The organism is Streptomyces sp. NPDC091972, from assembly GCF_044756385.1.
Taxonomy (GTDB): domain Bacteria; phylum Actinomycetota; class Actinomycetes; order Streptomycetales; family Streptomycetaceae; genus Streptomyces.
In genome coordinates this window covers 123,650-136,383 of sequence record NZ_JBIVSV010000015.1, presented here as the reverse complement: position 1 = coordinate 136,383, position 12,734 = coordinate 123,650, and the positions used below count along the sequence as shown (strand labels likewise).

Here is a 12,734-nt window from a genome sequence, read left to right as displayed (position 1 = left end):
GGACAGCAGTCACGGAAGGGATGCGGGCCTTCGCCCGAGGCCCAGCGCGTGGCGGGAGGACGGGAGTAGTGCGAGCGCCGCGCGCAGGAGGATGAGGCCATCGTGCTCTCCGGGGCAGGTCGTGGACACAGGTCCGGCGGAGGCTCGCCAGATCACTGCTGGCGGGACCCAGTGCCGCCCAGCCCTGTGGCTGAACGCGAACGACGGTAAGAGAAACGCGGCAGATCATCTGGCAGTTCACCGGCCCAGAGTGCGAGTTGAGACCCTTCCGGCCGGCGCGGAACCGCCTTCCCCTGTCGCGGACAGGTACGGAGTGTTCGGTCGAACGGAGCTGCCCATACTGGGCCCCCACCTCGTTTGCGCTGGTGAGAAGCTCGTGCGACGAGCACTATGTGGCGCATCTAACTGTGTTCGACGCTGACCGGCGCGGTGAGGCTGCAGCCGTCGGCCGACTGGGCAGAGCCATGAGCGCGCCGGAGCCGCCCGCGCATTTGCAGGCAGCACAGCGGCCGAATCAAGACATTGTTGCCCCAAGCGTGCATATCTGACGGGAGGGCGGTGATTCTCCTAACGTCGGCCCGAAATGCAATTGCATTCGGGCAACGGGGTGTTCGTTCACCGCAGGAGGTCGTCCGGTGGGGAAACCGACGTGTGTGCACAGTCGTCATGCTGGCAGTGGCAGGCAGCCTCAGGTCCGCTGGCGGAAGAGTTCGCACAGCAATCCACAAGGAGCGTGCCTAGAGATTGCCGAGCCGGTCGGCGGCCAGGTCTGGTTCCGTGACTCGAAGGTGCCCGCCGGGCCCGTGGTTGCAGTGTCCAGGCCCTCGGCGCGCGCCTTCGCCTCCGCGGTGGCCGACGGTCACCTGTAGGGGGGGCGAGCGCGGTACGGCGCCAACCGCGGTATGCACGTGCAAAGACAGGTTGCTGTGTCGTGGTCGGCCCGGCGGCGTTGTCACCGGAACGACCGCTTCCGGCGACAACGCCGGGCAAGGAAGCGACCGCAAGCTCAACAAGTCACTCAGTGCCAAACATTCGCAGTAACCAGCCGGTGATAAGGGCACAATGCAAGTGCATTCCGCCCCTGACATGGGCGGACAGGACCGGATGCCTGGGAGGGCCATGGCGGAGGAGCAGTCCGAACACCGACAGGTAAGAGAGTCGGACTTAGGGCAGGACAGACCGCACAGCGCACGGATGTACGACTACTACCTCGGCGGCAAAACCAATTACGCCGTCGACCGGGCCGCGGCTGAGACCGTCATCGGCCTGTTCCCGGCGATCCAGACTGCCGCCCAGGCCAACCGAGCCTTCATGCACCGCGCAATGCGCACACTCGCCGAGCAGGGCGTACGTCAGTTCGTGGACGTGGGCACGGGCATCCCCACTTCGCCCAACCTGCACGAGATCGTTCAGGCCGTGGTGCCGCAGTGCAGGGTGGCCTACGTCGACAAGGACCCGATTGTGCTCGTCTACGCCGACGCGCTCCTCGATACCTCTCCCCAGGGGGCCACCTCCTACGTCCAGGCGGATGCCTCCCAGCCGGCCGACGTCATCGCCGCAGTCAAGCGCCAGCGCCTCATCGACTTCGAACAGCCGGTCGCCTTGAGTCTGCACGCCCTGCTGCACTTCTTCACCGGAGACGATGAGCCCTACCGCGTGGTCAGCCGCTTCCTCCAGGAACTCGCCCCAGGCTCCTATCTCAGCCTGTCGCACGCCACCGGGGACTTCGCACCGGAACCCTGGCAGGCCATCGTCGACACCTACACCAAGCGGGGGACCCCCGCCCAGGTACGCAGCCGGGCGGAGGTCTTGCGGTTCTTCGACGGTCTGGACCTGATCGAGCCGGGCCTGGTCGTCGCACATCACTGGCGGCCGGAACAAGGCAGCGGGCCCAGCCTGGTCAGTGACGCACAGGTCTCCCTCTACGCCGGGGTCGCCCGCAAACCCTGACCGCACAGCGGGGGATCAACGGCGGTAATAGCGCAACAGGTCGCTGATCTTGCGAAACGTAGGGCGGGGCGCCAGCGAGGCCACCAGCAGAGCGTCAAAAGCCTTCGTCCGCCGGTCGACCGCCTGGTCATCCTGGACGATCAGGCCGCCGTCGAACCCTTCCGCGTAGATGATGGTGGGCAGCATTCCGGCGAAGTCGAAGATCGTCGTCGGCCCCAGATCCACCGGCAGGTTGTAACGGCCCAACTCGGCAAGACGGAACTGATAGCGCGGATTGTCTGACAAGGCGAGCAGGTACTCCAACTGCTCCCGCATGATCTCCGGGGACCCTACCGGCCGTCGCAGCGTGACCTCGTCGATGATGAACATGCCCATCTTGTTCGCCGGAGCGCTGGCGAAGCGCGCCTTGCGTTCCTCGCGCAGTTCGGCGAGCGCGTCGCGCTCCCTGGACGAGCTGCTGGTCCGGTCGATCAGCGCGCGGGAATAGGCCGACGTCTGCAGCAGGCCGTGCAACTGGAGTGGCTCGTACGCCCTCATGCGCTGGGCCAGGTCCTCGAAGCTCACTACGGCCTGCACGTACTTGGGTGCCACCCACGACCACGGCTGCCACCAGGTCGCCTCGTTGGCTCCCGAGGCAAGAGCCAGCAGCAGTGCCTGCTCCGAGGGGTCATTGATGCCGTACACGTGAAAGAACCGCAGCAGGTCGCGTTCCTTGAACTGGTGATGCCCCCCTTCGATACGGCTCACCTTCGACGGGGAGCACCCCAGGCGGCCGGCCACCTCCTCCTGCTTGAGGCGAAGGCTCATGCGCTGCCTGCGCAAGGCGTAGCCCAGCACCATCCGCTGCGCGGACGGTGCCGGTTCGTCCCGCAGATACCGCAACCCGCGCCCGGCCTTGGAGTTGTCGTTATCGCCCGGTTCACCGGCCCCCGCCAACTGCTGGACCACTGTTGCTCCTTGACGCCATGAACAGAGGGTGAAGCTGTCGGCGCTCATCGTGCACGAGCCGCCATGATCTGGCGGGAGATTCGGAAAAGAGTCCAAAATCGTTTGTATGTGTGCCCGGATTGTGCGCCCGGCACCGTACCCGCTAGTGGTAAGCGCGAGACACGTGCTGCGTCACGGGCCACTGCCGAGCCACACTCACGTCGAACGGCGCCAGCGAGACGGGGCCGAAGCCTGCCTGGGGAGTGTCACGTTGGGCCAACGGCCGAATGCATGGCTGCTGGCACGTCGGGACGCGTGTCGTCGGTAGTGCTCACGCTGCTCTGAGTTATCCACAGGCATCACGCGCTCTCCCGCCAAACCGTACGGTGCAAGCTCCAGGAGATGACTGAACACGGGGGTGTGCGATGACGTATGCGGTGAACCTTGAGTTTGACGTCGAGAAGGCCTTGGCGACGCTGTCCGACGATGACCAGCGGGAGGTCATGGAGCTCATCGCTGCGGCCCTGGTTGCTCCTGACTCCTGGCCCGCGTTGGGTGGTTGGGACGGGGTCCTGCGATCCGGTCCCCGGATGTGGATCATGTTCACCGCCTACCTCGACGGGATCGATGTCGTTGCTATTGGAGTGAGCGGCGACCCGGTCCCAGGCCTCGTAGCAAGCCTGCGACTGACTGCGAGGCTGCATGATGGCGACGCAACGTGACCTAGGTCGCTGTGTGTTACTGGGCGGTACCTCTCGCTGTGTGCATCGTGTGCCAAAGTGCACACGGGCTGCTTACGCGATGCACGGCGCTAATGGCCCTTTTGTGTTGAATGGATGCGTGGGGTGGCGGGGGCGTATAGGTGAGCCAGCAAGAGCCGAGAGCCGGGATGTATCTGCGGCAGATCGACGTCAAGAACTTCCGGTCGTGCTACGACGTCCAGGTCGATTTCCGGCCCGGCATCACCTTGCTCGTAGGCGTCCCGGCAAGTCAAATGTCATAGAGGCCCTCCGGCTGGCCACGACACCGCTCAACCGCCGTGCCACGCGCTGGTTCGACGAGCCTGATCTCTCGCACGGCCGTGAAGCCGAAGAAGCATAGTTCCGTGCCGCCTACGACGGTCTGTCGGCTGCCCAACGAGCCCACTACATAGCCGCGCTCGACATGGAGACGAACCAGGCCTCCTACACGACGACTTACAAGCGGAATGAGTCCCGACAGCAGATGCGCCCCAGCGTGAAAGCAGGGCCGGTGGATGGGCCGGACGCCGAGCCCGACAAGCGCGACCAGATTGCGCATGGAGACTGGTGATGACGACGTCCCGCGCCAAGCGACCGACCGACGGGGATGACGCGGAGGCGCGTCTTGTGCGGGAGAACTCTCAGTTGCGGCACGCCGTCGACGCCCACGCGACGATCGACCAGGCCATCGGTGTCCTCATCGCCACCCACCGGCTGTTGCCGGCGGCCGGGTTCGAGGTACTGCGCGAGGTCTCCCAGCACACCAACATCAAACTGCATACGGTCGCTGAAGCGGTGATCGCCTGGGCCCTGAGACACACACTTCCCGAACCGGTGCAGCAGGAGCTGGACGCCGCCGTGCAGCGCCGCAGGGAAGACACCCCGGACGGACCGGGACCGACCGGGAGAGGGCAGGTTAGGCGTGTAGGGCCTGCTTGACGCTGGGGTAGCAGGCGATGACGGCATCGACACCGACCAGCGCAAGCACCCGCACGACGAACGGGTGGGCACTCGCGATCCGCACCCACCCCTGCATCTGGCTCACCTGCCGGTGGCAGGCGATGAACGTGTTGATGCCACTGGAGTCCATGAACGACACCCCGCTGAGGTCCACGACGATCCGCCAGGGTGCCGGCGTCCCGTCCTCGAACTGCAAGGCCTTGTGGAAGACCTCCCGCACGTCGTGATCGATCTCGCCGCGCACGGTCACCACCCGGACCCCGTCGACCACGGCATGCTCGACGAAGAGTCTCTTGGGCTGGTCCGCGTTCTCGATGTCGGCCACGTCTCCTCGACAGTGTTCGGCGGTACCCCGGTTCGGGGTGCGTGCCGAGTCTGCCCCACCGCTCCGCCCGGCTACACCCGGGCGGCCGTACCGGACCACATCCTTGCAGACTGCACGGATGGCAGGCGGGTACCGGCCCGGGACCGGGGAGGGAGGCGATGCCGGTGGGATCCCATACCGGCGACGGCTGTACCGAACAGGCGAAGGCAGAGGAAGTGGTCTTGCGTGCTGGCTTCGCCCTGGAAGCAGAGGACGGGTGCATCGCCGACGCCCGCCACCACGCCGCCGCATTCCTCGACCAGGCCCACGCCGGCCATCACCTGCCGGTGACCTCCCGCGCAAGGGACCTCACCCAGCTCGTCGTCAGTGAGCTGGTCACCAACGCCCTCAAATACGCTCCCGGCCCTGTACTGATGGAACTGCGCGTCACGGCCCGCTCGGTGGAGATCGTGGTGTGGGACAGCGACCCCCTGGTGCCGACGGCCCGGGCGGCGGATCCCGGCAGGATCGGCCAGCGCGGACTGGAGATCGTCGAGGCCGTCACCGAAAGCCTGTTCATCGAGCAGGAACCGGTCGGCAAACGCATCACCGCCCGTATCGCCTTATCCGAACACCCGACAGCCTAAGACCGCGTCATACGTGGTGAGTCGGACGAGTCGCTTGTAGCAGTACAGGGCGGCGGCGAGTCCAAGAAAGCCAAGGTAGTTGCGGGGTGGACTTTGGTACTCAGTCCGCCGCGTGAGCGTCCGAGTGCGTGATCGGCGGGCTCGCCGGGGTGGGCCGCCCCTTTTTGAGGGCTCCGGCGGCGTGCTGGTGGGCCCGGACGACCGTGGAGTCCACTGACACCGTCCAGCCGATGTCGTCGCTGTCATCGGCCGCTGCCAGGACTGCGGCGAGGATCCGTTCCCAGGTGCCGTCCACGGCCCACCTGATCAGCCGTTTGTGAGCGCTCTGGAACGAACCGAGCTCGTCCGGAAGGTCGCGCCAGGGCGAGCAGGTGCGGTACTTCCACGCGATGGCCTCCAGCGTGCGGCGGTGGTCGGCCCACCGCCGCCCACGGACCGGCTCGGCCGGCATCAGCGGCTCTGACCCTAGTTGGCGACGTCGACTCCGTATCCCCGGGCGAGAGAGTCGAGTGCGTGGTCGTAGCCCTGGCCGATGGCTCGTAGGCGCCAGATGGGGCCTCTGCGGTAGATCTCTGCCAGTAGCAGGGTGCGTTCGGTTGTCGCGGCATCGAGGGTGGCCCGGGTGAGGGGAGAGCCGCTGGTGCCGGGAGCCGCACCGATCTGGATCGGGCCGACTGCTCCGAAGGTGGCGGGGCCGTCGATGGCCGCGGCGACGACGACCTTCTGCGTCGCGGGCGGCAGGGATGCTAGATGAAGCGCGATGGTTTGTTCAGCGGGTCCGCCGGTCAGCAGCCGCACAGTCCCGGCGGGGTTTTCCGGGGCGCCGTAGAAGATAAAGTCCTCGTCGAAGAGGACCTGTTCGTCCTCGTCGAGGATGAAGGCGACAACGTCGATCTCGCAGTCGCCTTGCGGAGCCCAGGTGGCTGTGATGTACCACTCGGGCGCCGGTTGGCCGGCAGTCATGGGCAAATCGATGACTCCGCCCCGCGGCAGCACGTGCGGTTCCTTCGGTCTGCTGGCCGCAGTGTCCAGGTTGGTGGAAATCGGGAACATGAGCCAGTCCGCGTCGTGCACGGCAAGGCCGAGAGCGGTGATGCGGCTCATGCGACGGTCCTTGTCGCCGTCGACGAGGACGACGACGTCGGTGACACTCGTGGACAGGTTGACCGCTGCGGACCCGCCCAACTCGACCACGCGGCTACGAGCTGCGGCGGCATCGGCGTGAGCACCGCCAAGCACCAGCACTCGGCGGCCCATCAGCGGCACGCCCAAGATGCCGTCCGCTTCGCCGGGTTGGCGCGGGACGGGGACAGCTGTGCCGGGGGAGGACGGCGTCAGGGCAGACACTTCCGGGACGGACGCAACAGCGGATTCTGGCACGGTGGCCTGGACTGCCGTTGGCGGAGCGGTCAGAGATGCAGCGACCGTCGCCTCATGCACCGTCCCGTTCTGCACGTCGGCCAACAGCCGCAGGAACGCGTGCTCGTCGATGACTGGCACGCCCTCGGCGGCTGCACGTCGGGCCTTCGCGGACTGCGAGGCCGGCTCGTTGGTGACGAGCACGCTGGTGTGCCGGCTCACGGAGGTCATCATGTTGAGCCCGGCCGCGACAGCCCGCCCGACCAGCTCCGCCCGCGCGTGTGCGGTCTCACCGGTTATCGCGATCTTCATCCCTTGCAGCAGCGGCCCGCCGGGGGCCATCCGCCCTGGATTGCGGTAGGCGCACGGTGTCTTGGGCGGCTTCGGCGTGAACTGCGATTCCGCCCGTGGCGGGCAACTCACCAGCGGCAACGGCAGATCGAGCCGCGCTGCTTCGCGCAGCGAAGCCCGCAAGACCCCGGCAAGCACCCGGGCGTCGTCCAGTGCATCGTGCGCGCGCTGCTGCGGTACGCCGTAGTGGGCGGCCAGTGTGCCCAGCTTCATGTCGTCGGTCGGCGGGTCAACCTGCCGGTTCAGAGCCAATGTGCACAGCCGCTGGGACACCGGCAGCCACATCCGCGCGCGGGCGAACTCGTAGGCCAGGAAGTCGTAGTCGAACTGGGCGTTGTGGGCGACCAGGACCCGGTCCTGGAGCATCGCCCCGATCCGACCGGCAACCTGGTCGAAGGTCGGCGCACCCCGCAGCCGCTCGACGGTCAGCCCGTGCACCTCCACTGGCCCCGGATCGCATCCCGGGTCGAGGAGCGTGGAGAACTCGCCGGTCTGCTCACCGTCCGGTCCGATCGTGATCACTGCGACGGCCAGCACTCGGTCCCGCCGCGCGATGAGCCCGGAGGTCTCCACGTCCACCAGGGCCCAATCACCGGCGTAGTCGCCCGTGACGGGCAGGTCGAAGGAGGCGGAGACAAGACTCATAGTGGCAAGGATGATCCGATATGCGGCCCTGCTTCAACCCGTATGCCGTTTTGCCCTGCTCCCGGAGCCAGTGACGATGGCCTGAACGCGCGCCGGTCCCCGGACCTCAAGGCGGCGAACCAAGACCAACGCCCGTCCGCCCGGCTATGCCGGTCGGGCGCTGCACACTCAGCCCGCGGCAGACCAGGACGAGTTGGCGGAAGCGCTAGACGGCGTAGCACTCCGGAGACCGGCGACCGGCAATGGCATCTGCAGCTCATCTATGCTGCCCGGCAGCGAAGCGCCAGCCTGGCGCATCGCACGCGGAGGGTCGTGGTGGGCTGGGTGCGGAGCCCGATTGCGTGGAGTCGGCGTGGGTCACCAATGCAGAGAGCACCCGGTCCTCCGACTGCCGGAGTTGCTGGCTCTGTGCTCCCGGGCCGACCAGGACCTGAAGCGTCTCAGTGAGCTGTCGGGCCTGCGTCACTTTGAGGGAGGGTCGTTCCGGGGCTGGCACCATCACGTCACGATGGTCTCGGCGGCGCACGCGTTCGGCCTGCTCGGGCGGGCGTCCGGCACCGACGGCTGGCAGTCGCCGTGAGTCCGGGAGGCTGCCGGCTAGGTCGGGATTCTGTCGCAGCCCGTCCGAAGGCGGGCGGAGCGGGCCGAGAGCGGGGTCCGCCAGCAGAATGCCTTGGTGCAACTGGCGCAGGCGCTTGGGACGGTTCTTATGCCGAGTTCCTCGGCGAGTACAGCGGACAGGTGCTGGCAGACCGTGAGGGCCTGGCACCCGCTGGCCCGCCGACAGACCAAACAGGTGACAAGGTATCAGCAGAGCGTGACATCGCCATATCGCCTGGTGCATGGTGAACTCGGCCTTTCGGAAGGCCCCTCCCGACACTGACCGACCGCGGTGCCTCGGGACGAAGGAGTCGTTCTTTGCTCCATTCGAGATGCACCAACAGATCTCGATCACGCACTCTCGTCCTGCACTTGGCCGCGCCGGGTCGGCGGCTGGCAGCCATGCGCCAGGGAGAGAGCTATGCCCCGAGGACACGCCGACCGCAACGCCAGGCGTTACCAGCAGTACACAGGGATTGGCCACCAAGCGGCTCTCCGGCAGCTCCAGGACCGTGCACCCGGAAACCGGCCGATCCCAACGGCCGAAGGTGCCCAGCAACTCCTTGAAGGCCTCGTCTTCCAGCACCTCAAGGGAGACGTCGACTACTTCGCGCACCCCGTGGGAATCACATCGGTTCTTCCCGCCACGGGCAGCCTCACCCTCACGCTCGACGCCTCCTCGACACGGCACGGCCATACGCTCGCCGCCCATGCGATCGAGGGCCTGCTCCCCGTCGAACTCCCAGCGTCGGAGCGATCCGAAGACGACCCGGAGATCATCGGCGTGCAGGGCATCCGAGTACTTCGGGCAACCCGGACTGCTCTCCATCTCACTCTTGTGGGCACCTCCGCCAGCCTGATCCTCACCAGCGCTGGCGACACCGACTGGAAGACACTCCTCGACACACGGCACAGAGAGCTGACGGATGCCGGCTACCGGCCCTGCTGGGGCGATCCCTTGTTCGCCGAGCAGGAACGAGACTTCCGCGCAGCGCATGCCAAGTGGTGCCTGGCGACGGAACGCTCTTCCTGGCTTTCCAGCGGCCTGCTCCGCCGGGTAGGACTCCTCCACGAAGTGGGCGCCGCCTACTGCACTCGGTACTGGGTCACCTGGGACGACTGGAAGTTCGAGCTGCGCCACGACCCGGGTGTGCAGCCACCCCACGATCTCCTCGTTGATCTCCTCATCCACTCGTGGTGGGGTATGCCGCTGAGCGTGGACCTGCGGCACTGCCAATGCGACGCCTCCTGGGCCGATCCTCGATACGACCGTGAATGCCGTCTCGAACTCAGCGGCCCTGCAGGAAGCTCGGGCACACTCCAGCTCCGCTTCAGGGCCATGGGAACGTGGTGCGGGTCGCGCGATACCTATGAAGATCTCCTGCGCGCCGGTGCCGCCCCTCGGTGGCTGGGCCGCGTCATGCCGCGGCACCATGGTGCCAACGCGGAGGCAAACCAAGAGGAATGACCGAGAACCGTGAACGGCACAGCGCTGCCATTGCCGCACGAATCTGTCGCCGTTCGGTGGTCGATCCGTCAGCCTCCGCGTATCACCAGCGCCTGGACACCCCGATCTGAAGCCACCTGCGCCACTGCCGGTCATCCGATGTCGGGGCGCCCACCTGATCCGCGTTGTGTGAGAAATCCGTCGACTTGAGAATGATCTAGGTACCTCCGACGCGAAGATACGGCGAATCCACCATATAGACGCCGTCCCATCGCCAACGGTCTCCCCTGCGGGACATGACCACCATGCGGAGTTCGTAGAGTTGACTGGCTCCAGTGCTTGACGTTTTACAGGGGGACAGTATGGCAGCAGCAGTTCAGCACTCGCGCCTGGGCGCACTTCTGAGCCGGTGGAAGGATCTTCTCGAGTCCTGGCTGCGAGGGCATTCAGAGACATGGCAGTTCGCCGTGGGGCATGCGCTCGCATTCCCTTTCGTGGCACTTCAGTTGATCATGGTGACGATCGGCTCAGGACGAGGCGCTGTGATCTGCTTGGCGCTGGCGAGCGTCGCTTGCGTCGCTGCCGGATGGTTGATGCGCCCTTGGTTTGAGGCGCTGCCGCGGAAGGAGCAGCGGCGGATCACGACCGTGCCGTTGATCGGTTACCTGAGCCTGGTCGCCTTGTTTGTCCTCTGTTGCCTGCTGTTGGGTCCGCAGGATCGTGGCCGGGCATCGATGCTTCTGCTCCTCGTGTGGACGTGCCACTCCCTGTACGGGTCCGCTTTCGAGCCGTCGGGCTTCGCTTACGAGCGTCTTCGCGGAAGGCTGCGCCGAGCCGCGCCGGTGCGGGTCGCTGTCATCTGGTGCGGGATGGCGGGGCTGTTCTTCCTGCTCGAGGGATTGAGGGAGCACGGCGAGTACAGGACTGTCGTGTTCGGGACCATGGTCACGTTGAGCCTGGCAGGCGTGGCTGCGTCGCTGAAGGTGTTCGCTCGGGTCCGTCGGCTCTCCACGAGCCTTGAAATCCATGTGGACAAGTTGGTCATCGAGTTGGAGAGACTGCGCGTCCTTCCGGAGGAGAAGCATTCCGAGCAGCAGATCGCGGTGGAGAGTGCTTGGAGAGACCTTCGCAGGATCCTGCTTACCAAGATCGATACCGGGTTCAACATCTCCGGGGTCTTCGTCCTGCCTCAGACGGCGTTCAGGGAGTTGCAAGAGGATGTGCACCGGGCTCAGCGGGCTGCTAGATCGGACTTCGCGACGCATCGCTCCGTGATCGCCAGGCTCCGCCTTATCCGGATGTCGTGCGCCGGCGGGACAGACACGTTGGCGTAGCGGTTCACCGAGCGGGTCCAGGAGGCGGTGCTCAGGCGGGCCCAGCACAGGTGGGGAGGATCAGCGGTGACCCTGGCGCGGATCAGAGCACTGATCCGCTTCTAGTTCCAGGTCCATTGCCTGATGGCACCATGATCCTGGCAGGCTCACGCCCGCCAGACCGTCGAGCACGCGGTTATCACGGGATTCCCTCGTGCAGAGCCTGCGGAGCGGTCCTCTCGCTGCGATGAGATCAGATCTTGCACCGGGTTCACGGGCGTTGGCCCCCTGCCAGGCCGACGCCCGTCGTGAGACCTGGCTCCGGCGTTACTTGCCGCCGGGCTATATGCGACATAAGTGCTACTCGTCTCGGAAGGGTGGTATCTGACGCATGGCAAGAACCGTGCCGTCCCGGCTGATCGAGACAACGCCGCCCCAGGTGTGGTCCCAGAATGTCCCGTGTCTCTTGGTCCTTCTCGCGTGGACCCGCTGCCGATAGGCGGCTATATCGGCCTGCCGTTTGGGCTGTTTCCTGGTGATGAGGGCATCGAGGATGTCGGCGGCGACGCCGGAGAACGCTTGTACTCGTTTGCCGTTGAGCCGAAAGACATGGTCCGTGCCCTCGAATTTCTCGCCCAGCAGGGTGTAGTGCAGGTCCTGGATGCTGCCGGAGGCGGCGTGTGCGAAGCCCTGGAAGAAGTCGCTGCCCTGGCGTGTGGTGAGGAGCGCGGCGGTGGATTCGCCATCCCCGGCGAAGGCCGTCAGGCCAGCGGCTCCGACACGGGCCAGAACGCGCTGGAACCACTCGTACTCCTCGGGGTCTTTGGGGCCGACTTGGCATCCGGGTTCGGAGGAGTCGGGTTCCTTGCTATGTCCTGGTTTGAGGATGCCGATGTCCGGGTTCTTGTCGTGTAGGTCCAGGCCGATGTTGGCGGCGGGGGTGCCCTCGGGGATGTGCAGCCAGCCGCCGGGGCCATCGGCGTGCAGGGCGTGGACTGTGAGAGGGTCGGTCAGGGAGATCTCCGTGCTGAACAGCAAGGCCGGGGTTTCGTTCCAGGCTCCGATGTGTACTCCGTCGGCGTGGACGGCTGCGGAGGCGAGCTGTTCGTAAGCCTTCTGCCGGTCGCTGTGGTTGCCTTTGCATGCGATGGGGATGACGCGCGAGGACTCTCCCGGCTTCCAGACCTCGGCGAAGAATTGCGGACGGTAGGGGTAGCCGACGGTTTTGGTTTTCGCTTTGTCGCGGCTGGTCAGCGTCCAGCCGGCCCGTAACGCGGTGTCAGCGCGGACGAAGGAGACGTTGTGGTCCGGGTAGCGGCGGGCGAGGATCTGTTCGCTGACGGTCAGTGCGAAAGCGTGTCCCAACTCCTCTGACTGCAGTGGCCCACGAGCTCTCGCGTCGAGTGAACCGACACGGATACCTGCTGCCTGAGGCTGTTCAGGACCTCTTCAGTCTTCGGAGTGCTTGCCATGACTGCCCTCCCCACGTCG

12 protein-coding genes and 1 pseudogene are annotated in these 12,734 nt (G+C 66.1%); 8 read left to right on the top strand and 5 right to left on the bottom strand.

What is annotated here, in order from left to right:
• Window positions 1-635: 635 nt before the first annotated feature.
• Both ACIQJT_RS34995 and ACIQJT_RS34990 read left to right on the top strand, forming a co-directional pair.
• On the top strand, window positions 636-869 hold the full coding sequence (locus ACIQJT_RS34995) for a DUF397 domain-containing protein (protein ID WP_402649780.1): 234 nt from the start codon (window positions 636-638) through the stop codon (window positions 867-869).
• 235 nt (window positions 870-1,104) lie between these two features.
• On the top strand, window positions 1,105-1,950 hold the full coding sequence (locus ACIQJT_RS34990; RefSeq protein ID WP_402649779.1) for an SAM-dependent methyltransferase: 846 nt from the start codon (window positions 1,105-1,107) through the stop codon (window positions 1,948-1,950).
• Between the two features lie 15 nt (window positions 1,951-1,965).
• Here the strand turns inward: ACIQJT_RS34990 and ACIQJT_RS34985 are convergent, their stop codons facing one another.
• Window positions 1,966-2,898, bottom strand: a complete 933-nt coding sequence (locus ACIQJT_RS34985) for a helix-turn-helix domain-containing protein (RefSeq protein ID WP_402649778.1) — start codon at window positions 2,896-2,898, stop codon at window positions 1,966-1,968.
• Window positions 2,899-3,302: 404 nt separating this feature from the next.
• On the opposite strand from ACIQJT_RS34985, the gene ACIQJT_RS34980 reads away from it, so the two are divergent.
• Both ACIQJT_RS34980 and ACIQJT_RS34975 read left to right on the top strand, forming a co-directional pair.
• The gene (locus tag ACIQJT_RS34980; RefSeq protein WP_402649777.1) at window positions 3,303-3,599 is read left to right on the top strand and encodes a hypothetical protein; all 297 of its coding nucleotides are present in this window, start codon (window positions 3,303-3,305) and stop codon (window positions 3,597-3,599) included.
• A gap of 588 nt (window positions 3,600-4,187) precedes the next feature.
• A complete protein-coding gene (locus ACIQJT_RS34975) occupies window positions 4,188-4,556 on the top strand; it encodes an ANTAR domain-containing protein (protein WP_402649776.1) in 369 nt (122 codons plus the stop codon).
• On the opposite strand, the gene ACIQJT_RS34970 is transcribed toward ACIQJT_RS34975, so the two are convergent.
• Window positions 4,534-4,902, bottom strand: a complete 369-nt coding sequence (locus ACIQJT_RS34970) for an STAS domain-containing protein (protein ID WP_402649775.1) — start codon at window positions 4,900-4,902, stop codon at window positions 4,534-4,536. The two genes, ACIQJT_RS34975 and ACIQJT_RS34970, sit on opposite strands and share 23 nt — an antisense overlap.
• 158 nt (window positions 4,903-5,060) lie before the next feature.
• On the opposite strand from ACIQJT_RS34970, the gene ACIQJT_RS34965 reads away from it, so the two are divergent.
• Window positions 5,061-5,528, top strand: a complete 468-nt coding sequence (locus ACIQJT_RS34965) for an ATP-binding protein (RefSeq protein ID WP_402649774.1) — start codon at window positions 5,061-5,063, stop codon at window positions 5,526-5,528.
• Between the two features lie 80 nt (window positions 5,529-5,608).
• Here ACIQJT_RS34965 and ACIQJT_RS34960 read toward each other — a convergent pair.
• Window positions 5,609-5,979: pseudogene (locus tag ACIQJT_RS34960) on the bottom strand (IS5 family transposase); the annotation flags it as partial.
• 14 nt (window positions 5,980-5,993) lie between these two features.
• Window positions 5,994-7,883 (bottom strand): TerD family protein, encoded by a 1,890-nt coding sequence (locus ACIQJT_RS34955; RefSeq protein ID WP_402649773.1) that lies wholly within the window; start codon window positions 7,881-7,883, stop codon window positions 5,994-5,996.
• Window positions 7,884-8,235: 352 nt separating this feature from the next.
• On the opposite strand from ACIQJT_RS34955, the gene ACIQJT_RS34950 reads away from it, so the two are divergent.
• The 3 genes from ACIQJT_RS34950 (at window position 8,236) to ACIQJT_RS34940 (ending at window position 11,264) form a co-directional block, all read left to right on the top strand.
• Window positions 8,236-8,463, top strand: a complete 228-nt coding sequence (locus ACIQJT_RS34950; protein WP_402649772.1) for a hypothetical protein — start codon at window positions 8,236-8,238, stop codon at window positions 8,461-8,463.
• 441 nt (window positions 8,464-8,904) lie between these two features.
• Entirely contained in the window at window positions 8,905-9,951 is a 1,047-nt protein-coding gene (locus tag ACIQJT_RS34945) for a hypothetical protein (protein ID WP_402649771.1), read from the top strand.
• A gap of 341 nt (window positions 9,952-10,292) precedes the next feature.
• Window positions 10,293-11,264: a hypothetical protein gene (locus ACIQJT_RS34940; RefSeq protein ID WP_402649770.1), complete on the top strand. Its 972-nt coding sequence runs from the start codon at window positions 10,293-10,295 to the stop codon at window positions 11,262-11,264.
• Window positions 11,265-11,603: 339 nt separating this feature from the next.
• On the opposite strand, the gene ACIQJT_RS34935 is transcribed toward ACIQJT_RS34940, so the two are convergent.
• Entirely contained in the window at window positions 11,604-12,608 is a 1,005-nt protein-coding gene (locus ACIQJT_RS34935; RefSeq protein ID WP_402649769.1) for a hypothetical protein, read from the bottom strand.
• Window positions 12,609-12,734 lie beyond the last annotated feature (126 nt).

Coding starts and splice junctions, on each gene's coding strand:
- ACIQJT_RS34990 (WP_402649779.1), top strand. CDS start 1,105: ATGCCTGGGAGGGCCATGGCGGAGGAGCAGTCCGAACACCGACAGGTA.
- ACIQJT_RS34980 (WP_402649777.1), top strand. CDS start 3,303: ATGACGTATGCGGTGAACCTTGAGTTTGACGTCGAGAAGGCCTTGGCG.
- ACIQJT_RS34975 (WP_402649776.1), top strand. CDS start 4,188: ATGACGACGTCCCGCGCCAAGCGACCGACCGACGGGGATGACGCGGAG.
- ACIQJT_RS34965 (WP_402649774.1), top strand. CDS start 5,061: ATGCCGGTGGGATCCCATACCGGCGACGGCTGTACCGAACAGGCGAAG.
- ACIQJT_RS34955 (WP_402649773.1), bottom strand. CDS start 7,883: ATGAGTCTTGTCTCCGCCTCCTTCGACCTGCCCGTCACGGGCGACTAC.
- ACIQJT_RS34945 (WP_402649771.1), top strand. CDS start 8,905: ATGCCCCGAGGACACGCCGACCGCAACGCCAGGCGTTACCAGCAGTAC.
- ACIQJT_RS34940 (WP_402649770.1), top strand. CDS start 10,293: ATGGCAGCAGCAGTTCAGCACTCGCGCCTGGGCGCACTTCTGAGCCGG.